This is a genomic window from Pseudarthrobacter sp. 10T415 (assembly GCF_056394175.1).
The window spans coordinates 145182-164253 of record NZ_JBFTHJ010000007.1 but is presented as its reverse complement, the minus strand read 5'-3'; the positions used below and the strand labels follow the sequence as shown (position 1 = coordinate 164253).

Below are 19072 nucleotides of genomic sequence, written 5' to 3'. Positions count from 1 at the left end.
AACCTTTCAAGCGAAAGGTACCGCGCCGCCGTCGGCCGTTAGCCCCAAACTGCAAGTGCCCTTCCACATCCCCGGCACCTCAACTAGTGTGCGGAGGGTGCACAACGAAGCCTTCCTGCCGTCCGGCACCCGGTCCGGCAGCCCGCCGTCGCGCCCCATCGTCATCGCAGCCGACAACCTGACCAAGAAGTACGGCGACCTCGCGGCTGTCAACGGCATTTCCTTCTCCGTGCCCGCGGGGGAGTCCTTCGGGCTCCTCGGCCCCAACGGCGCCGGAAAATCGACCGCGATGAAGATGATCGGCGGGGTCACCCGGCGCACCTCGGGCACGCTGGACATCATGGGTTTGGACCCGGACACGCACGGCCCGGAGGTGCGCGCGCACCTGGGCGTGGTGCCGCAGCAGGACAACCTGGACGAGGAACTGAGGGTCCGGGACAACCTCCTGGTCTACGGCCGCTACTTCGGCCTGCCCATGAGCTACCTGAAACCCAAAGCCGACGAGCTGCTCGAATTCGCGCAGCTGACCGACAAAGCCAGATCCAAGGTGGACGCCCTGTCCGGCGGGATGAAGCGGCGCCTGACCATCGCCCGGTCCCTCATCAACGAACCCCGCATCCTGCTCCTGGATGAGCCCACCACCGGGCTTGATCCGCAGGCGCGGCACATCCTGTGGGACCGCCTGTTCCGGCTCAAGGAACAGGGCGTCACGCTGATCCTTACCACCCACTACATGGACGAAGCAGAGCAGCTGTGCGACAGGCTCATCGTGGTGGACAAGGGGCGGATCATGGCTGAAGGGTCACCGGCGCGGCTGATCCGCGAGCATTCCACCCGGGAAGTGGTGGAGCTGCGCTTCGGCTCCGAACGGAACACCACCATCGCGTCCGAGCTGGACGGCATCGGCGAACGCCTTGAGGTGCTGCCGGACCGTGTACTGATTTACGCGGACGACGGCGAATCAGCCCTTGAGCAGGTCGCTTACCGCGGCCTGCGGCCGCTGACCTCGCTGGTCCGCAGGTCTTCGCTGGAGGACGTTTTCCTCCGGCTCACCGGACGGAGCCTCGTTGACTGACGCACGCGGTGTACGACCGCGTGCCCTGCAGGCCCACGGCCCCGAAGTCGCCGCCGCCAGGGCGCGGCGCTGGGGAGCCTTCTACTACGCGGAGCAGGTGCTGCGCGTGATGAAGGGCTACAGCTGGTCCATAGTGATGTACAGCGTGGGCCAGCCCGTGGCGTACCTGTTCGCCATGGGTGTGGGACTGGCCACGCTGGTGGACGGGCAGGGCGGCGCAGCCTTTGGGGGAGTCAGCTACCTTGCGTTCATCGCCCCGGCACTCCTGGTGTCCGCCGGCGTGATGACCGCAGCCAACGAGTTCACCTTCCCGGTGATGGACGGGTTCAAGTGGCGCCGGACCTACTACGGCCCGCACGCTTCGCCGCTGACCCCCGGACAGATTGCGGCCGGCCACATCATGGCCGTCACGCTGCGCCTGCTGCTCCAGTCCGCCATCTACTTCCTCGCCGTGGCACTCTTTGGCGCTTCGCCGTCCAGCTGGGGCTGGGCAGCCATCCTGGTGGCCACCCTGACAGGGCTTTCATTCGGACTGCCGCTGATGGCCTACTCCGCCTCCATCACCGAGGACAAGGGCCAGTTCGCCCTGGTGATGCGGTTCATCGTGATGCCGCTGTTCCTGTTTTCGGGAACCTTCTTTCCGTTGGACACCCTTCCGCTGGCCGTGCGCTGGATCGGCTGGATATCGCCCATCTGGCACGGCACCGAACTGGGACGGGTCCTCAGCTACGGCTACCAGGAACCGCCCCTGCTGACGCTCCTGCACCTCGCCGTTCTCCTTGGCCTGGCGGCGCTGGGCTGGACACTGACCCGCCGCCGCTTCGCCCTGAGGATGGGCCAGTGAGCACCCGCATGAACCAAGGAAGCCCGGCGGGCACGGCAGCTGCGGCAGCCCGTGACCGGACCTTCGGCCCGCTGTACTCCCGCAACGCGAGGGCCGTCATCGCCCGCGGCCTGATGGCCACCAGGAGCACCAACTGGCTGGTGATGCTGTCCGGGTTTTTCGAACCGGTGCTCTTCCTGGTCTCCATGGGGGTGGGGCTCGGAGCCATCGTCGGCGCCGTTGAAGGTCCCGATGGCACCACCATCAGCTACGCGGCCTACATCGCCCCCGCACTGCTGGCAGTCTCCGCAATGAACGGGGCGGTGTACGACTCCACCTGGAACGTGTTCTTCAAAATGAACTTCGCCAAGCTGTACCAGGGCATGCTGTACACATCGCTGGGACCGCTGGACGTTGCCCTCGGCGAGATCTTCCTGGCCCTCCTGCGCGGCATGCTCTACGCCACCGGCTTCACGGCCGTGATGGGAGTGATGGGTCTGATCACCTCACCCTGGGCCCTGCTGATGATCCCGGCCTCGGTGCTCATTGCGTTTGGCTTCGCGAGCCTGGGCATGGGAATCACCAGCTTCCTGAAGACCTTCCAGCAGATGGACTGGATCAACTTCATCCTGCTGCCCATGTTCCTGTTCAGCGCCACGTTCTACCCGCTGAGCGTCTACCCGGAACCCATCCAGTGGTTCATCCAGGCCATGCCGCTCTGGCACGGCGTGGAGCTGCTGCGCCAGATCAGCGTCGGCGTCTTCACGGCGGCCACTGCGGTGCACATCGGCTACTACCTGGTGATGACCGCCGCGGGGATGCTCCTGACCACCCTCCGCCTGCGGGCCCTGTTCCTGAAGTAGCCCCCCTGGTCTGTTCGCCGGGGGTGGAAGGCGGCCGGAGCATGCCGGGCCATTTGAGAGAATAGGTGCATGCAATCTCTGGGCAACCCCAATTCAGCTCCCCACGCCGCCAAGGGCGGTTTCTCGATGTTCCGCATCAGCGGACCCGGACTGATGGTCCTGGTGACCGCGTTCATCGTTGCCGTGATCTTCGCGGCAAACCAGAACGACGTCGTGGGCTGGGTTGTCGCCGTCATCGCCTTCTTCTGGCTGGCCCTCGCCTGCTTCGTGGTCTTCAGCATCCAGAAGGCGGCCAAGAAAGCCGGGGCGAAGCTCAGTGAGGCCCAGAATGCCTTCACCACCGCAGCCGGCCGGGGTCCCACGCAGTCAGCGGCGGACCATGGCGGAACCACCGTGGTGTCCGAACGCAGCCAGGCCGATGAGGTCCGCGACCTGAAGCTGGACCACTCCTTCAAGATCGTCCAGGTGCAGATCCGCGTTGTGGAGGAGGAACGCGCCAAGGGTGCAGCCGCCAACCAGGACACCATCCACCGGGCCCTTGAAACGATTGAAATCACGGCCACCAATGCGCGGGACATGATCAGGTCCTCCGGCAACGGCGAGCCCGTAGCCGGAACCATCATCGACTAGAGTGGAGCGGGTGAGCTCGGCATTGAAGAAGGACCACCTCCGCATCGCATCCGTTAACGTGAACGGTTTGCGGGCTGCCTACAAGAACGGCATGGCCGCCTGGCTGGAGCCGCGGGATGTGGACATCCTCTGCCTCCAGGAAGTCCGTGCGCCTGATGCCATTGTCCGGCAGTTGCTGGGCGAAGGCTGGCACATCCTGCACGCCGAAGCCGAGGCCAAGGGCCGCGCCGGCGTTGCCATCGCCTCCCGCGAAGAGCCCATCGCCACCCGCAACGGGATCGGCGACGACTACTTTGCCACCGCCGGCCGGTGGGTCGAAGCCGATTTCCGCGTGACCGATGCCTCGGGGGAGCGCGTGCAGCTCACCGTCGCCAGCGCCTACGTGCACTCCGGCGAGGTGGACACCCCCAAGCAGGACGACAAGTACCGCTTCCTCGACGCCATGAGCACCCGGCTTCCGGAGCTGTCCAAGCACAGCGACCATGCCTTGGTGGTGGGTGACCTCAACGTGGCCCACACGCCCCTGGACATCCGGAACTGGAAGGGCAACCTCAAGAAGGCCGGATTCCTGCCGGAAGAACGGGCATACTTTGACCGGTTCCTGGGCGGGGAGATCGGCTGGCACGACGTCCACCGGACCATGTCCGGCGAGATGGACGGGCCCTACACCTGGTGGTCCTGGCGGGGCAAAGCCTTCGACAACGACGCCGGCTGGCGCATCGACTACCACCTGGCGACGCCGGCGCTGGCAGCCTCGGCAACCTCCGCCGTCGTGGACCGCGCAGCAACGTATGACACCCGCTTCTCCGACCATGCCCCGCTGGTAGTGGACTACCAGCTCTAAGCCCCGAAAGTTTCACGCATGACACTCCAGCCCACCCCGGCCGCCAAGAAGCGCATCCTTTCCGGTGCCAAGCCCACCGCCGATTCCCTGCACCTGGGCAACTACATCGGAGCCGTCCGCAACTGGGTAGACATGCAGGCCGAATACGACGCCGTGTTCTTCATCCCTGACCTGCATGCCATCACCGTGGACTTCGACCCCTTGGAGCTTGCCAAGCGCACGCGCATCGTGGCCGCCCAGTACATCGCGGCCGGGATCGACCCGGATAAGAGCATCTTCTTCGTCCAGTCCCACGTGCCCGAGCACGCCCAGCTGGCCTGGGCGCTGAACTGCATCACCGGTTTCGGCGAGGCCTCCCGGATGACCCAGTTCAAGGACAAGACCCAGAAGTCCGGCGCGGACACCGCAACCCTGGGGCTGTTCGCCTACCCCACGCTGATGGCGGCGGACATCCTGCTGTACCAGACGGACCTGGTACCCGTGGGTGAAGACCAGCGGCAGCACCTCGAGCTCACCCGCAACCTCGCGCAGCGGTTCAACACGAAATTCGGCGACACCTTCACCGTCCCTGAGGCCACCATCCTCAAGGAAAGCGCGAAGATCTACGATCTCCAGAACCCCAGCGCCAAGATGTCCAAGACCGGAGAGTCGCCCAACGGGGCCATCCAGCTGCTGGAGGACCCGAAGATTGCCGCCAAGCGCATCAAGTCCGCAGTAACCGATGCCGGCACGGAGATCAGGTTTGACCCCGAGGAGAAGCCCGGCGTTTCCAACCTGCTCACCATCTACTCATCACTGACCGGCAAGCCGGTGGCGGACCTTGAGGCCGAGTACGAGGGCAAGATGTACGGCCACCTCAAGGTAGACCTCGCTGAAGTGGTGGTGGACTTCGTCACCCCGCTGCGTAACCGGACCAACGAGCTGATGGCCGATCCTGCCGAGCTGGACCGGCTGCTGGCCCTTGGCGCGGAACGGGCGCGCGAGATTGCCTCCGTAACGATGGCCCAGGTATACGAGCGCATGGGCTTCCTGCCGTCCCACAGCCTTGCAGGAGTCCGCTAGCACCATGTCTTCCAGCGTCGGCGTCATCCTCGGGTTCCCGCCTGACATCGCAGCAGAGCTCCAGCAATGGCGTGCGTCCTTCGGCGATCCGCTGGCCGGCGTGGTGCCTGCGCACATCACGCTGGTGACCACCACCCCCACCCATGATTGGGGGGCCACCCTGGCCCACGTTCGGGACGTGGCCCGCCGGCAAAGCCCCTTCATGGTCACCATCGCCGGGACCGGATCCTTCCGCCCCGTTTCACCGGTGGTGTTCATCAAGGTCGAGGACGGTTTCGACGAATGCGTCGAGCTGCACGAAAAGCTCCAGCAGGGCCCGCTGCAGCGTGACCTGCCCTTCGCTTTCCATCCGCACGTCACCATTGCCCACGATGTCAGCCCGGAAAGCCTCGATGAGGCGGAAACGGTGTTGAAAAGCTACAAGGCCACCTTCCCCGTGGTTAGCATGGGACTCTACGAACATGATGCAGAAGGCATCTGGCAGCTACGGGAAGAGCTGGACTTTGGGACCGAAACTGACAACGACGCCGGCACCCGATTCGCGGACGGTGCTGCGGAAGCGGCATCCCGAACCGGCGGGGCAGCCTCTTCCCACTGAGCGGGCCAAGCTTCAGCTGGCCGTCAGCCAAAAGCGGATGGACTGGAGCAAGGCGCGGCGGTCCGGCGGCGGGGGGATCAAGTCCCTCCTGGCCATGGTCCAATGGCTGCTTGCCCGGCTGAACGCCTTCCGTCCCATGCGCGCCTTCAGGCATTACAGCCTCCAGCACGGTCCGCTGATGAGCGCCGGCATCGGCTTCAACATGTTCTTCTCCATCACCGGACTGCTGGCCACCGGGTTCTCCGTTGCGGGGCTTGTCCTGCGCGGACAGCCTGCACTGCTGGACAGCATCGTCAGCAGCGTGGCCTCCAGTGCCCCGGGCCTGTTGAAAGTGGACGGCGGAACGGGACTGGTGGACCCCCAGGACCTCCTCAACCCGCAGGGCCTGGGACTCACCGCCATCATCGCCGCCATCGTCACCATCATCACCTCCCTGGGCTGGATCAACGGGCTTAGGGACGGGCTGCGGGGCGTCATGGAACTGCCGCCCCTGGTGGTCAACCCCGTGGTCCTCAAACTGCGGGATGCGGGCACCCTGCTCCTTCTCGGGGTAGCCCTCGTCATCAGCGCCGGTGCGTCGCTGATTTTCGGGACGGCAGCAGGCTGGGTATCTGAGGTCCTGCACCTGGACGATGCTGTGGCAGGCCCGCTGACGACGCTTATCAAAATCGCCGTTCCGCTGGTCCTGAGCTGGGTAACAGCCCTCATCATGTTCCGGCTGGCCGGCGGACTCAAGCTCTCACGCCGAGCCCTGCTGGAAGGCACCATCCTGGCAGCCATTGGCACGACGGTGCTGCAGATCTTCAGCACCGAGCTGCTGGGCGGTGCCGGCCGCAATCCCATCCTGGCGCCGTTTGCCATCATCATCGGGCTGCTCATCTGGTTCAACTTTGTCAGCCAGGTGTACCTCGTCTCGGCAGGCTGGGCGGCCGTCCGTGAAGCCGACCTGGCCGCGGGGGACAAGCCGCGCAAATCGATCCTCGGCGCCCGCCACACCATTCCCCAAACCTGAACAGCCCGCGTCCGGCCTCGCGGACCGGCAAGGCCGGCCGGGGCCTGTTGGCGGCCAACCCCTTTGTGATACGTTTCACGAAACCGTTTTCTGACGAGGGAAGAAGCTGGCCCGATGACGCGTCTCAGTACCCACCGACTCCGCAAATCCGTTGCAATGCTCAGGGCGGCATGCCTGCTTGGACTGACAGCGGCGTGCTCCGCACCGTCGGGCGGAGCTGCCGACGGCCCGGTGGAGATCCGTTTCGCCTGGTGGGGAAATGCGGGGCGGGCAGAGCTCACCAACAAAGCCATCGCAGAATTCGAAGCCGCGAACCCGGACATCAAGGTGAAGCCCGAGTTCGGGGACATCGGGGGGTATTTCGACAAACTCGCCACCCAGGTGGCCGCTAACGATGCGCCGGACGTCATCACCATGGGCGGCGCCTACCCGGCCGAATACGCCAACCGTGGAGCGCTGCTGGATCTCTCCAAGGTGTCAGGCCAGCTCGACCTCGCCAAGCTGGACCAGGGGGCGCTGGACAACGGCCAGGTCCAGGGCAAGCAGTACGGCATCTCCACCGGCGCCAACGCCTTGGCCATCGTGGTGAACCCGGCAGTCTTTGCGGCAGCCGGCGTTCCCCTCCCGGACGACACCACCTGGAGATGGGAAGACTTCGCCGAAACCGCGGCAAGCGTGACGGCGAAGAGCCCCAAGGGCACCTACGGGACGGCAACGGTCCTCACCCACGACTCCCTGGACGCCTTCGCCCGTCAACGGGGGGAGTCGCTCTACACCCAGGACGGCCAGCTTGGCCTCACCAAGGAGACAGTCCAGGACTACTTCGACTTCTCCCTCAAACTCAGCGAGTCCGGCGCCGCGCCCAACGCCTCCGAAACAGTGGAAAAACTCAGCGTCAGCACCGAACAAACACTGATGGGCATGGGCCAGGCCGGCATGATGCTCACGTGGAGCAACTCCCTGACAGCGCTCAGCAAGGCTTCCGGCGCCGAACTGAAACTCCTCAAGCTCCCGGGCGAAAAGCCCACACCGGGCATCTGGCTCCAGTCGTCGCAGTTCTACACCATTTCGGCCCGAAGCAAGCACCCCGAAGCCGCGGCCAAGCTGGTGAACTTCCTGGTCAACAACCAGGCGGCGGCCAAGATCATCCAAAGCGACCGCGGCGTCCCGAGCAACCCCGAAATGCGCACTGCCATCCAGGACCTCCTGACACCGCAGGGCAAAGTGGAGGCCGCATACATCGGCGAGATCGGCAAGATGGACTTCGCGCCCACCTACATCGGACCCACCGGTTCGACGGCGGTCTCCGAGATCACGGCGCGGATCAACACCGACGTGCTGTTCAAGCGCCTGACGCCGGAGAAGGCCGCCGAACAATGGATCAGCGAGAGCAAGGCCGCCATCGGCAAGTAGCCAGCGCCCGGACGGCCGGCCTCAACAGCCTGGCGCAGGTCAGTGCGCGGCGTCGAGGTACTGGTCGGCCCAGGCGGCGATGATCCTGGCTGCCCGTGCAGCCTGCCCCTTGCCGGTCAGGAGGTGGTCGCTGCCTTCCAGGGAGACAAAGTTCCGGGGGTGCCGGGCGGTCTGGAAGATGGTGCTGGCGTTCTCGATGCCCACGGTGTTATCAGTGGGGGAGTGGAGCACCATCAGGGGCTTGTGCAGCTGCCGGATGCAGTCCGTGAGGTCGGCGTTTTCCAGGTCTTCCACGAAGTGCCTGCGGATCTCCACTCGCTTGCCGCCCAGATCCACCTCCGCGCTGCCTTCGCTCAGGATCCGGTCCAGGGCGGCATCGAAGACGTGGGCCACGTGCTTGGGCGAGAAGGGGGCGCCGACTGTTGCGACGGCGTCGAGCTCCGGAATCTCCCGGGCCGCGGCCAGGACTGCCGCGCCGCCGAAGGAGTGACCCACCAGCAGCGAAATTTCCTTGCCCTCGCTGCGCATGAATTCCGCAGCCTTGACCGTGTCGGCAACCTTGTGGCTGAAGGATCCGGCAGACCACTCGCCGGCCGAACCGCCCAGGCCCAGGTTGTCGAACCGCAGCATGCCCACGCCGCTGTCCGCAAGGGCCTTGCACATCCGGGACGCGGACGGGCTGTCCTTGCCCAGGGTGAATCCGTGCGAGAACACACCCCAGCCCTTGACGGGGCCTTCCGGAATGTCGATGATCCCGGACAGTATCTCTCCGGTGGAACCGGCGAATGTGACCTTCTCTGTGCGGGACACGGTGTCCCCTTCCTGTCGGACGGGCTTGCCCCATCACTTGGAGTCCCCAAACAAGCGGAATGGGAACCCTAAGTGATAGAGCAACGGGGGTTTAACGTTCGACGGCGCCACTCACCACGTGGGGTGAGTGACGCCGTCGTCCGCTGGTGATCCTTAGATCTTGCGGGAGAGGATCGCCTGCTTGACCTCGGCGATCGCCTGCGTCACCTGGATGCCGCGGGGGCATGCTTCGGAGCAGTTGAAGGTGGTGCGGCAGCGCCACACACCTTCCTTGTCGTTGAGGATCTCGAGGCGCATGTCGCCAGCGTCATCACGGGAATCGAAGATGAAGCGGTGGGCGTTCACGATGGCCGCCGGGCCGAAGTACTGGCCGTCGGTCCAGAACACCGGGCAGGAGGACGTGCACGCAGCGCAAAGGATGCACTTGGTGGTGTCGTCGAAGCGCTCACGGTCCTCAGCGGACTGGAGGCGTTCCTTGGTGGGCTCGTGGCCCTTGTTGATCAGGAACGGCATAACCTCGCGGTAGGACTGGAAGAACGGCTCCATGTCCACGATGAGGTCCTTCTCCACCGGCAGGCCCTTGATGGGTTCCACCGTGATGGGCTTGGACGTATCCAGGTCCTTCAGGAGGGTCTTGCAGGCGAGGCGGTTGCGGCCGTTGATGCGCATGGCATCGGAGCCGCACACGCCGTGGGCGCAGGAGCGGCGGAACGACAGGCTGCCGTCCATCTCCCACTTGACCTTGTGCAGGGCGTCTAGGACGCGGTCCGTGCCGTACATGGTGAGGTGGTAGTCATCCCAGGTGGCCTCCTCCGAGACCTCCGGGTTGTACCGGCGGACGCGCATGTGGACATCGAACGTGGGGATTTCGCCGCCCCCGCCGACGCCGGCAGGCAGTTCAATCTTTGAGGCTGGCTCAGCGATTTCAGCGGTCATCTTAGTACTTCCTCACCATCGGCTCGTAGCGGGTAAAGACGACCGGCTTGGTGGCCAGCCGGATCCCGGCGATTGCTTCCGCCGATCCGTCAGCCGGCGCGTGGTCATCCTTGTACGCCATGGAGTGCTTCATGAATTTCTCGTCGTCACGGTCCGGGAAGTCCTCGCGGAAGTGTCCGCCGCGGGATTCCTCACGGTGCAGGGCAGCAACAGTCATGACCTTGGCCAGTTCCAGCAGGAAGCCCAGTTCCACGGCTTCGAGGAGGTCAAGGTTGAAGCGCTTGCCCTTGTCCTGCACGTTGATGTGCTTGTAGCGCTCCTCGAAGGAGGCGATGTCGCGCAGGACCTGGTTCAGGGTGTCCGCGGTGCGGAACACCTGCATGTTGGCGTCCATGGTGTCCTGCAGTTCCTTGCGGATCTGCGCCACCTTTTCGTCGCCGGTGCCGTTGCGGGCGATGTCCAGCAGTTCCGTGGTGTAGTCCAGCGGGTTCTCCGGCAGCTCTACGAACTGGGCCGTCTTGGCGTATTCCGCTGCGGAGATGCCGGCACGCTTGCCGAACACGTTGATGTCCAGCAGCGAGTTGGTGCCCAGGCGGTTGGAGCCGTGGACGGACACGCAGGCCACCTCACCCGCGGCGTACAGGCCGGGGATCACTGTGTCGTTGTCCTGGAGGACTTCGGTTTCGATGTTCGTGGGGATGCCACCCATGGCGTAGTGCGCGGTGGGGAACACCGGCACCGGCTCCGTGTAGGGCTCCACGCCAAGGTAGGTGCGGGCGAACTCGGTGATGTCCGGGAGCTTGGCGTCGATGTGCGCCGGTTCCAGGTGGGTCAGGTCCAGGAGGACGTAGTCCTTGTTCGGGCCGCAGCCGCGGCCTTCACGGACTTCGTTGGCCATGGAACGGGCCACGATGTCGCGAGGTGCCAGGTCCTTGATGGTGGGGGCGTAGCGCTCCATGAAGCGTTCACCCTCCGAGTTGCGCAGGATGGCACCCTCACCGCGGGCGGCCTCGGACAGGAGGATGCCCAGGCCCGCAAGGCCGGTCGGGTGGAACTGGAAGAACTCCATGTCCTCCAGGGGGATGCCGCGGCGGAACGCGATGCCCATGCCGTCACCGGTCAGGGTGTGGGCGTTGGACGTGGTCTTGAAGACCTTGCCGGCGCCGCCGGAAGCGAACACCACGGACTTGGCCTGGAACACATGCAGTTCGCCGGTGGCGAGGTCGTAGGAGACCACTCCGGCAACACGCTTCTGCTTGTAGGGGGTGCCGTCTTCGCGGACTGCATCCTCTTCGACCGTCAGCAGGTCAAGGACGTAGTACTCGTTGTAGAACTCAACGTTGTGCTTGACGCAGTTTTGGTACAGGGTCTGCAGGATCATGTGGCCGGTACGGTCCGCTGCGTAGCACGCACGGCGGACGGGAGCCTTGCCGTGGTCGCGGGTGTGGCCACCGAAGCGGCGCTGGTCGATCCGGCCTTCGGGCGTGCGGTTGAACGGCAGGCCCATCTTTTCCAGGTCGAGCACGGCGTCGATGGCTTCCTTGGCCATGACCTCGGCGGCGTCCTGGTCCACCAGGTAGTCACCGCCCTTGACGGTGTCGAACGTGTGCCACTCCCAGTTGTCTTCCTCGACATTGGCAAGGGCTGCACACATGCCACCCTGCGCCGCACCGGTGTGCGAGCGGGTGGGGTAGAGCTTGGTCAGTACTGCTGTGCGCGCGCGCTGACCGGATTCGATCGCGGCGCGCATGCCAGCGCCACCGGCACCGACGATGACGACGTCGTACTTATGGACCTGCATAACAGACGCTCTTTCTCTCAAAATTCGCAATAAAACAAACGGGGGCGTGTTGCTGTCCCCGCACAACAGGGCCCGCGGTTTATGCCCGCGGGCCCGGGATGATGCTGGTGCTAGGCAGGGCAGAAACCGCCAGGCAGCGGAACGCCGTCCACCACGGGGCACGGATCGAAGGTGAAGATCACCAGGGTGCCCAGGACGATGATGACGACGGTGGCCGAGTAGAGGACCGTCTTCAACCAGCGGCGGGTTGAGTCCTTCTCGGCGTAGTCGTTGATGATGGTGCGCACGCCGTTGGTGCCGTGCAGCATGGCCAGCCACAGCATGGCAAGGTCCCAGAACTGCCAGAACGGATCTGCCCACTTGCCGGCCACGAAGCCGAAGTCGATGGCGTGGATGCCTTCGCCCACCATGAGGTTCACGAACAGGTGCCCGAAGATGAGGACCACCAGCACTACGCCGGAGAGGCGCATGAACAGCCAGGCGATCATCTCGAAGTTGCCACGGCTTCCGCCGTTGCGGCGGTACTGGGGTGCGATCCGCCCGCTGCGGGGGCTCTCGATGGTTGCAGTCATGGCTTAGTGACCTCCGAGGGCGAGGGACAGGTGGCGGATGGAGAAGGCGACCATGGTGACAACCCAGAGGCCCAGGACTGCCCAGAGCATCTGGCGCTGGTACTTGGCGCCCTTCTTCCAGAAGTCCACCGCGATGATGCGCAGGCCGTTGAAGGCGTGGAACACGATCGCAGCGACAAGTCCGGTCTCACCCAGCGCCATCAGCGGATTCTTGTAGGCGCCAATGACGGCGGTGTACGCCTCCGGGGACACACGCACCAGGCTTGTGTCCAGGACGTGGACCAACAAGAAGAAAAAGATCACTACACCGGTAATACGGTGTCCTACCCAAGACCACATGCCTTCACGGCCGCGGTACAAGGTGCCAGCTGGTTTTGTCGGCACTGATAAACCTCCCTGCAACACAGCGGCGCTGGCATGAGATCCACGCGGGGGGAACGCCTGCTGCGAGAGCACTCGTAGCTCAGGCCTAAATCTAGGCTTCGCTCACAGCTTATTCAATTTAGGAGCATCTTGCTGCCCAGCAGTGGCGCGGTTTTTCTGAATTTATGAGACAAACGCCACAAAGCCTTGCTCCGAAAGCGGCTGTCCTGCTTCCGGGCGGGGTCCCTGGCGCGGGTCCGTCTACGCAGGCAACCGCACCCGTTCGGCTAAAGTAGGCCTTGATGAGTACAGACAAAGTGACAAGCCCGGTATCACCTCTTGACCGCTTCTATGCGGTGATTCCGGCCGGCGGAGTGGGGACCCGCCTCTGGCCCCTGTCACGAGCCGCAGCTCCCAAGTTCCTTCACGATCTCACCGGGTCGGGCAGCACCTTGCTGCGCGCCACCTACGACCGGCTCCAACCGCTTGCGGGGGACCGGATGCTGGTGGTCACCGGAAAGGCGCACCGCGATGCTGTGTGCAGGCAGCTTCCGGAAGTACAGGACGCGGACCTGGTGCTCGAATCCGAGCCCAAGGATTCCGGTGCCGCGATCGGACTCGCTGCCGCCATCCTGCACGAACGCGATCCGGACACCATCATGGGATCCTTCGCCGCTGACCAAGTGATCAGCCCGGACCAGCTCTTCCAGGAAGCAGTCCGCGAGGCCATCTACACCGCCGCCGCCGGGAAGATTGTCACCATCGGCATCAAGCCCACGCACCCGTCCACGGGCTTCGGGTACATCCGTTCGGGCCAGGTGCTCCGCGTTGAAGGCGCGCCCAGCGCCCAGGACGTGGTGGAGTTCGTGGAAAAGCCGGACGAGACGGTGGCCCAGCAATACGTCGACAGCGGCAACTACGTCTGGAACGCCGGTATGTTCGTCGCTCCCGTGGCGTTGCTCCTCAAGCACCTGGAAGCCAACCAGCCCGAACTGTTCCAGGGGCTGCAGGAGATCGCCCGCGCCTGGGACACCCCGCAGCGGGATGAGGTCACGGCGCGGGTATGGCCCACGCTGCCGAAGATCGCCATTGACTACGCCGTGGCCGAACCTGCCGCGGAAGCCGGGGACGTCGCCGTCGTGCCCGGAACCTTCCGGTGGGACGACGTCGGAGACTTTGCCTCAGTGGGCCGGCTCAACTCCGCCAAGGAAGTGGATGACGTCACGGTGCTGGGCGAGGGTGCCCGCGTCTTCACGGAGAACTCCAGCGGCGTGGTGGTCACGGACACCAAGCGCGTCATTGCCCTGATCGGCATTGAAGACGTGGTGATCGTGGATACGCCCGATGCCCTCCTGGTCACCACCATGGCCAACTCGCAGCGGGTCAAGGCCGCCGTGGACGCCCTCAAGGCCAGCGGCGACACCGACGTCCTCTAGGACACCGCAGCCCACATCCCGGGTACCAGCAGTGCCCGGGATGTAACGCGGCGACTGTGATGGACGCTATTGCGGCCGCGATCGCTAGAGTGAAGCAGTGCGCAATTACACTACTGAAGCCGAACCCACCGCTTTGGTGGCTCCGTGGCTGGAGCCGCTCCTGCCGGAACTGATCGAATTCCGCCGGGACCTGCATGCGCATCCGGAACTTTCGTTCAAGGAATACCGCACCACTGACAAGCTGGCCGAGCGGCTGGAAGCTGCAGGCCTGGCGCCGCGCCGCCTTGAGGGGACCGGGCTCACGGTGGATGTTGGTGAGGGCCCCATTGCCACGGCCCTCCGCGGGGACATCGATGCCCTGCCCATCATCGAGGAAACCGGCCTGCCGTTCGCGTCAAGGAATCACGGTGTCACGCACGCCTGCGGCCACGACGTCCACACCACCACCATGCTGGGGATCGCCCTGGTCCTGCACCGCATGCACCAGGAGTCGCCCCTGGGCGGGACCATTCGCATCATCTTCCAGCCGGCCGAGGAAACGATGCCCGGCGGTGCCCATGCGTGCATCGAGCAGGGCGTGCTGGAGGGTGTTCCCCGGATCCTTGCATTGCACTGCGATCCCCGGATCGAAGTGGGCAAGATCGGAACCCGCATCGGGGCCATCACGTCGGCTTCGGACACCATCCGGATCGAGTTGTCCGGCCGCGGCGGCCACACCTCCCGGCCGCACCTCACCGAAGACCTCGTCTTTGCCCTGGCCCAGATCGCCGTGAATGTGCCCGCCGTGCTGTCCCGCCGGGTTGATGTCCGCAGCGGCGTCTCCGTGGTCTGGGGCCAGATCTCCGCCGGCTCCGCACCCAACGCCATCCCCGGGGTGGGCTACATGGCCGGCACCATGCGCTGCCTGGACCGCGAAGCCTGGCATGCCGCCGGTGAACTGCTCGATGAGGTGGTCCACCAGGTGGCGGCGCCGTACGGCGTGGACGTCCGGCTGGAGCACACCAGGGGAGTGCCGCCGGTGGTGAACTCCGAGCATGAGACCGCCCTCATCGAAGCATCCGCCCGCGCCGAAATCGGCGAGAGCGCCGTGGTGCTCACCCCCCAGTCCATGGGCGGGGAAGACTTCGCCTGGTTCCTGGCCGAACTGCCCGGCGCCATGATGCGGCTGGGCACCAAGACGCCGGGCGGCGAGGAATACGACCTGCACCGCGGGGACTACATCCTGGACGAAAGGGCGCTGGGTCTCGGAATCCAGGTGCTGACGGGCGCGGCCCTGCGCACCATCCGCGACCTGTAGGCCGCGTTCCCGGCTTAGCGGCAGGGGAACCCCCGGCCGCACCGCGCGGCCCACGCAGGCACGAAGAAGGCGCGACGCCGGCACTTACCAAAGTGCCGGCGTCGCGCCTTTTTGCGCGTCCGGGGGAGCGGCGTCCGAAAGTAAGTTGTGCACAATTGAATTGTGGACTAGCATTGTGGTTGTGACTGATGCTCCCCGCCTCGACCGGCAAGTGTGTTTCGCCCTCTACTCGGCATCCCGTGCTGCCACGGCCGTATATCGGCCCGTGCTGGAGGAATTGGGACTCACCTACCCCCAGTACCTCGTCATGCTGGTGCTGTGGGAGAACGAGCCGCGCGGGGTCAAGGATCTCGGCCACGAGCTCGGCCTCGACTCCGGAACGCTGTCCCCGCTGCTGAAGCGGCTTGAAGCCCTGGGCCTGGTGGAACGCCGCCGCTCCGGAGACGACGAGCGCCGGGTGGCCGTCCATCTGACGCCCGCCGGGAAGGACCTGAGCAGCAAGGCCGGGGCCATTCCCCAGCGCCTGGCCGACGCCGCCGGACTCACGGCCGGAGAGCTTGAGCAGTTGCGCGGAACCCTCGCTAAACTCACCGCCGCCCTCCACGACGCGGTCTGAAACATCCCGCCACAACGCTCCCGCAAGGCCCAAGAATTTACCCAGACACCAACCATGAAAGGGCGGTCATCCACGTGAAGACCCTTTACACAGCAGAAGCACTTGCCTCCGGCGAGGGCCGGGACGGCAGCGCCCGGTCCAGCGACGGCAAGCTCGAAGTGGGCCTCGCCAGCCCGGTGGAACTGGGCGGAAGCGGCCAGGGCACCAACCCTGAGCAGCTCTTCGCTGCCGGCTACGCCGCATGTTTCCACTCGGCGCTCCGCCTGGTGGGCCGCAAGGAGCGCGCCGACCTGACCGACTCCGCCGTCGCAGCCAAGGTCCACCTGGGCCAGCTGGACGACGGTGCAGGATTCGGCCTCGCCGCCGAACTGGAGATCGCCCTTCCGGCCCTCGACCTCGCAACGGCCGAGGCCCTGGTGGCCAAAGCCCACCAGGTCTGCCCTTACTCGAACGCCACCCGCGGCAACATCACCGTCGAACTCAAAGTTTTGGAGTACGCAGCATGAGCACCACCACCATTCCCGCAGCAACCCGTGAAATCCAGCTCGCTTCCCGCCCCGTGGGCCGGCCCGTCCCGGAGAACTTCCGCCTGGCCGAATCGCCGCTTCAGGAGCTGGCCGAGGGCCAGATCCTGGTCCGGAACCTGTTCATCTCCGTGGATCCCTACATGCGCGGACGCATGAACGACGTCAAGTCCTACTCCGCGCCCTTCGCGCTGGACAAAGCGCTCGACGGCGGCGCCGTGGGTGAGGTCATCGCGTCCCGTTCCGACGCACACAAGGAAGGCGACGTCGTCGTGCATTCCCTCGGCTGGCGCGAATACGCCGTGGTGGACGGCAGCACGGCCTCCCCGGCCCGGACCGACCTGGCTCCCGCATCGGCGTTCCTGGGCGCACTGGGCATGACCGGCCTCACCGCTTACGCAGGCCTGCTCAAAGTGGCCGAGTTCAAGGAAGGGGACGCCGTCTTCGTTTCCGGCGCCGCCGGAGCCGTCGGTTCGCTGGTGGGACAGATTGCCAAGGCCATGGGCGCCCCCCGCGTCATCGGCTCCGCCGGCTCACCCGCCAAGGTGGCCAGGCTCCTCGAACTCGGCTTCGACGCCGCCTTCGACTACCACGACGGCCCCGTGCGCGAACAGCTCGAAAAGGCCGCCGGTGCCCAGGGCATCGACGTCTACTTCGACAACGTGGGCGGCGAACACCTCGAAGCCGCATTATCGGTCCTGAACGTCGGCGGCCGGGTGGCCATGTGCGGAGCCATCGCCCAGTACAACTCCACCGAGCCCACCCCGGCGCCGCACAACCTCATGCAGGCCATCGGCAAGCAGCTCACCCTGCGCGGCTTCCTGGTGGGCGGCCAGCGGCAGCACGCTGCAGAGTTCGCCGAGAAGATGGCCGGCTGGCTCGCCAGCGGCGCCGTCCGCTACGACGAGACAGTGGTGGACGGGCTTGAAAACGCACCGCAGGCCTTCATGGACCTGCTGGATGGAGCCAACACGGGCAAGATGCTGGTCCGCCTGTAGGGCCGACGCACTAGCCTCACCATGCACCAGGGGTGCCGCGGATCCGCGGCACCCCTACTGCTTGGTAACAACTTGTAAACAATCTCCGGGAACTGGTGCCAGCGTGCTAGGGGGACGTGGCGCAGGCCACTAAAGTGATGGGATCAGTGCGCTCCGGCGCATGCTGCGGGCATCAGTGACAACAGAATTTCAGTGCAGAAACGGACACTCATTGAATTCGTGCCGTAGCGCCACTCTCGCATCCTGGAGGAATCTTGATGACATCACTGCGTGCACGCATGAAGCGCGGTTCAATGGCCGGCCTGGCTACCGTCAGCGCCTCGGCCCTTCTTTTGACAGCCTGCGGCGCGGCCCCGGAACCGGGAAGCACCTCGTCCGCCGGTGCCAGTGACTACACCGGCTGCATCGTCTCCGACTCCGGCGGGTTCGATGACCAGTCCTTCAACCAGTCCTCCTACGAGGGCCTGAAGAAGACGGAGAAGGACCTGGGCATCAAGGTGAACCAGGTCGAATCCAAGACCAACAACGACTTCGAACCCAACCTCCGTGCCATGGTGACCGCGGGCTGCGACCTCACCGTGACCGTCGGCTTCCTGCTGGGCGACGCCACCAAGGCGCAGGCCACGGCCAACCCGGACAGCCACTTCGCCATCATCGACTTCGGCTACGAGACGCCCATCAGCAACGTCAAGCCGATCATCTACGACACCGCGCAGGCGGCGTTCATGGCCGGCTACCTCGCCGCAGGCACCACCAAGACCGGGACCGTGGCCACCTTCGGCGGCATCAAGATCCCCACCGTCACCATCTTCATGGACGGCTACGCGGACGGCGTGAAGTACTACAACGAAAAGAAGGGCAAGGACGTCAAGCTCCTTGGCTGGAACAAGGACGCCCAGGACGGCAGCTTCACCGGCGACTTCGAAAAGCAGGACGTCGGAAAGCAGCTCACCCGCAACTTCCTGGACCAGGGCGCCGACATCGTCATGCCGGTGGCCGGGCCCGTGGGCAAGGGTGCAGGCGCCGCCCTGCAGGAAGCCAAGAACGCCGGCAAGGACGTCAAGCTGATCTGGGTAGACTCCGACGGCTTCCTCACCGCCCCGGACTACAAGGAGATCATGCTCTCCTCGGTCATGAAGCAGATGGGCGAGGCCGTGGAAACCGTGGTGAAGGAAGACAAGGACGGCAAGTTCAGCAACACCCCCTACGTTGGCACCCTCGCCAACGACGGCGTGCAGCTGGCCCCGTTCCACGACTTCGATTCCCAGGTTCCCGCGGACCTGAAGTCTGAACTGGACCAGATCAAAAAGGACATCGTGGACGGCAAGCTGAAGGTCGAATCCGCCGCGAGCCCGAAGGCCTGACCCCGCACTTGGCGCCACTGCCGGCCCGTCCCTGA

At 65.2% G+C, this 19072-nt stretch carries 20 protein-coding genes; 15 read left to right on the top strand and 5 right to left on the bottom strand.

Annotated elements, in window-relative coordinates; all coding sequences use genetic code 11:
- Positions 1-97: 97 nt before the first annotated feature.
- From AC1DBN_RS11860 to AC1DBN_RS11820, 9 genes are all read left to right on the top strand, one after another.
- A complete protein-coding gene (locus AC1DBN_RS11860) occupies positions 98-1075 on the top strand; it encodes an ABC transporter ATP-binding protein (RefSeq protein ID WP_091718895.1) in 978 nt (325 codons plus the stop codon).
- Complete coding sequence (locus AC1DBN_RS11855) at positions 1068-1919, top strand: ABC transporter permease (protein WP_091718897.1); 852 nt, start codon at positions 1068-1070, stop codon at positions 1917-1919. The genes AC1DBN_RS11860 and AC1DBN_RS11855 overlap by 8 nt, the downstream gene beginning before the upstream one ends.
- Before the next feature lie 8 nt (positions 1920-1927).
- Positions 1928-2761 (top strand): ABC transporter permease, encoded by an 834-nt coding sequence (locus AC1DBN_RS11850; protein ID WP_091723880.1) that lies wholly within the window; start codon positions 1928-1930, stop codon positions 2759-2761.
- Positions 2762-2830: 69 nt separating this feature from the next.
- Positions 2831-3391, top strand: a complete 561-nt coding sequence (locus AC1DBN_RS11845; protein WP_091718899.1) for a hypothetical protein — start codon at positions 2831-2833, stop codon at positions 3389-3391.
- A gap of 10 nt (positions 3392-3401) precedes the next feature.
- Entirely contained in the window at positions 3402-4235 is an 834-nt protein-coding gene (locus tag AC1DBN_RS11840) for an exodeoxyribonuclease III (RefSeq protein WP_091723882.1), read from the top strand.
- Positions 4236-4253: 18 nt separating this feature from the next.
- A complete protein-coding gene (trpS, locus tag AC1DBN_RS11835) occupies positions 4254-5297 on the top strand; it encodes a tryptophan--tRNA ligase (protein WP_091718901.1) in 1044 nt (347 codons plus the stop codon).
- Positions 5298-5301: 4 nt separating this feature from the next.
- Positions 5302-5895, top strand: a complete 594-nt coding sequence (locus AC1DBN_RS11830) for a 2'-5' RNA ligase family protein (RefSeq protein ID WP_477723255.1) — start codon at positions 5302-5304, stop codon at positions 5893-5895.
- 37 nt (positions 5896-5932) lie between these two features.
- Positions 5933-6907 carry a YihY/virulence factor BrkB family protein gene (locus tag AC1DBN_RS11825; protein WP_172829932.1) on the top strand — a complete coding sequence of 325 codons (975 nt, stop codon included), beginning with the start codon at positions 5933-5935 and terminating at the stop codon, positions 6905-6907.
- A 114-nt stretch (positions 6908-7021) separates the two neighbouring features.
- On the top strand, positions 7022-8320 hold the full coding sequence (locus AC1DBN_RS11820) for an ABC transporter substrate-binding protein (RefSeq protein ID WP_477723254.1): 1299 nt from the start codon (positions 7022-7024) through the stop codon (positions 8318-8320).
- A 39-nt stretch (positions 8321-8359) separates the two neighbouring features.
- On the opposite strand, the gene AC1DBN_RS11815 is transcribed toward AC1DBN_RS11820, so the two are convergent.
- The 5 genes from AC1DBN_RS11815 to sdhC all read right to left on the bottom strand — a co-directional run bounded on the left by AC1DBN_RS11815 (position 8360) and on the right by sdhC (position 12823).
- Positions 8360-9130 (bottom strand): alpha/beta hydrolase family protein, encoded by a 771-nt coding sequence (locus AC1DBN_RS11815; RefSeq protein ID WP_091718907.1) that lies wholly within the window; start codon positions 9128-9130, stop codon positions 8360-8362.
- A gap of 153 nt (positions 9131-9283) precedes the next feature.
- Positions 9284-10066 carry a succinate dehydrogenase iron-sulfur subunit gene (locus AC1DBN_RS11810; RefSeq protein WP_015936415.1) on the bottom strand — a complete coding sequence of 261 codons (783 nt, stop codon included), beginning with the start codon at positions 10064-10066 and terminating at the stop codon, positions 9284-9286.
- A 1-nt stretch (position 10067) separates the two neighbouring features.
- Complete coding sequence (sdhA, locus tag AC1DBN_RS11805; protein ID WP_091718909.1) at positions 10068-11867, bottom strand: succinate dehydrogenase flavoprotein subunit; 1800 nt, start codon at positions 11865-11867, stop codon at positions 10068-10070.
- Between the two features lie 110 nt (positions 11868-11977).
- Positions 11978-12439, bottom strand: a complete 462-nt coding sequence (locus AC1DBN_RS11800; RefSeq protein ID WP_015936417.1) for a succinate dehydrogenase hydrophobic membrane anchor subunit — start codon at positions 12437-12439, stop codon at positions 11978-11980.
- Between the two features lie 3 nt (positions 12440-12442).
- Positions 12443-12823, bottom strand: a complete 381-nt coding sequence (sdhC, locus tag AC1DBN_RS11795) for a succinate dehydrogenase, cytochrome b556 subunit (RefSeq protein ID WP_015936418.1) — start codon at positions 12821-12823, stop codon at positions 12443-12445.
- 281 nt (positions 12824-13104) lie between these two features.
- Here sdhC and AC1DBN_RS11790 point away from each other — a divergent pair, with 281 nt between their 5' ends.
- From AC1DBN_RS11790 to AC1DBN_RS11765, 6 genes are all read left to right on the top strand, one after another.
- Positions 13105-14238: a mannose-1-phosphate guanylyltransferase gene (locus tag AC1DBN_RS11790; protein WP_091718912.1), complete on the top strand. Its 1134-nt coding sequence runs from the start codon at positions 13105-13107 to the stop codon at positions 14236-14238.
- A 97-nt stretch (positions 14239-14335) separates the two neighbouring features.
- Positions 14336-15535, top strand: coding sequence for an amidohydrolase (locus AC1DBN_RS11785; RefSeq protein WP_091718914.1), 1200 nt, complete (start codon positions 14336-14338; stop codon positions 15533-15535).
- Between the two features lie 181 nt (positions 15536-15716).
- The gene (locus AC1DBN_RS11780) at positions 15717-16151 is read left to right on the top strand and encodes a MarR family winged helix-turn-helix transcriptional regulator (RefSeq protein WP_091718916.1); all 435 of its coding nucleotides are present in this window, start codon (positions 15717-15719) and stop codon (positions 16149-16151) included.
- Positions 16152-16225: 74 nt separating this feature from the next.
- Positions 16226-16657: an organic hydroperoxide resistance protein gene (locus tag AC1DBN_RS11775; protein WP_091718918.1), complete on the top strand. Its 432-nt coding sequence runs from the start codon at positions 16226-16228 to the stop codon at positions 16655-16657.
- Positions 16654-17673 (top strand): NADP-dependent oxidoreductase, encoded by a 1020-nt coding sequence (locus AC1DBN_RS11770; protein ID WP_091718920.1) that lies wholly within the window; start codon positions 16654-16656, stop codon positions 17671-17673. The genes AC1DBN_RS11775 and AC1DBN_RS11770 overlap by 4 nt, the downstream gene beginning before the upstream one ends.
- 257 nt (positions 17674-17930) lie before the next feature.
- A complete protein-coding gene (locus AC1DBN_RS11765; protein ID WP_091718922.1) occupies positions 17931-19037 on the top strand; it encodes a BMP family lipoprotein in 1107 nt (368 codons plus the stop codon).
- Positions 19038-19072: the final 35 nt, after the last annotated feature.

What these genes read in the sequence shown, in the direction of transcription:
- AC1DBN_RS11765 (WP_091718922.1), top strand. Translation starts at nt 17,931, where the DNA reads ATGACATCACTGCGTGCACGCATGAAGCGCGGTTCAATGGCCGGCCTG.
- trpS (WP_091718901.1), top strand. Translation starts at nt 4,254, where the DNA reads ATGACACTCCAGCCCACCCCGGCCGCCAAGAAGCGCATCCTTTCCGGT.
- sdhA (WP_091718909.1), bottom strand. Translation starts at nt 11,867, where the DNA reads ATGCAGGTCCATAAGTACGACGTCGTCATCGTCGGTGCCGGTGGCGCT.
- AC1DBN_RS11820 (WP_477723254.1), top strand. Translation starts at nt 7,022, where the DNA reads ATGACGCGTCTCAGTACCCACCGACTCCGCAAATCCGTTGCAATGCTC.
- AC1DBN_RS11825 (WP_172829932.1), top strand. Translation starts at nt 5,933, where the DNA reads ATGGACTGGAGCAAGGCGCGGCGGTCCGGCGGCGGGGGGATCAAGTCC.
- AC1DBN_RS11810 (WP_015936415.1), bottom strand. Translation starts at nt 10,066, where the DNA reads ATGACCGCTGAAATCGCTGAGCCAGCCTCAAAGATTGAACTGCCTGCC.
- AC1DBN_RS11790 (WP_091718912.1), top strand. Translation starts at nt 13,105, where the DNA reads ATGAGTACAGACAAAGTGACAAGCCCGGTATCACCTCTTGACCGCTTC.
- AC1DBN_RS11830 (WP_477723255.1), top strand. Translation starts at nt 5,302, where the DNA reads ATGTCTTCCAGCGTCGGCGTCATCCTCGGGTTCCCGCCTGACATCGCA.
- AC1DBN_RS11770 (WP_091718920.1), top strand. Translation starts at nt 16,654, where the DNA reads ATGAGCACCACCACCATTCCCGCAGCAACCCGTGAAATCCAGCTCGCT.
- AC1DBN_RS11845 (WP_091718899.1), top strand. Translation starts at nt 2,831, where the DNA reads ATGCAATCTCTGGGCAACCCCAATTCAGCTCCCCACGCCGCCAAGGGC.
- AC1DBN_RS11800 (WP_015936417.1), bottom strand. Translation starts at nt 12,439, where the DNA reads ATGACTGCAACCATCGAGAGCCCCCGCAGCGGGCGGATCGCACCCCAG.
- AC1DBN_RS11850 (WP_091723880.1), top strand. Translation starts at nt 1,928, where the DNA reads ATGAACCAAGGAAGCCCGGCGGGCACGGCAGCTGCGGCAGCCCGTGAC.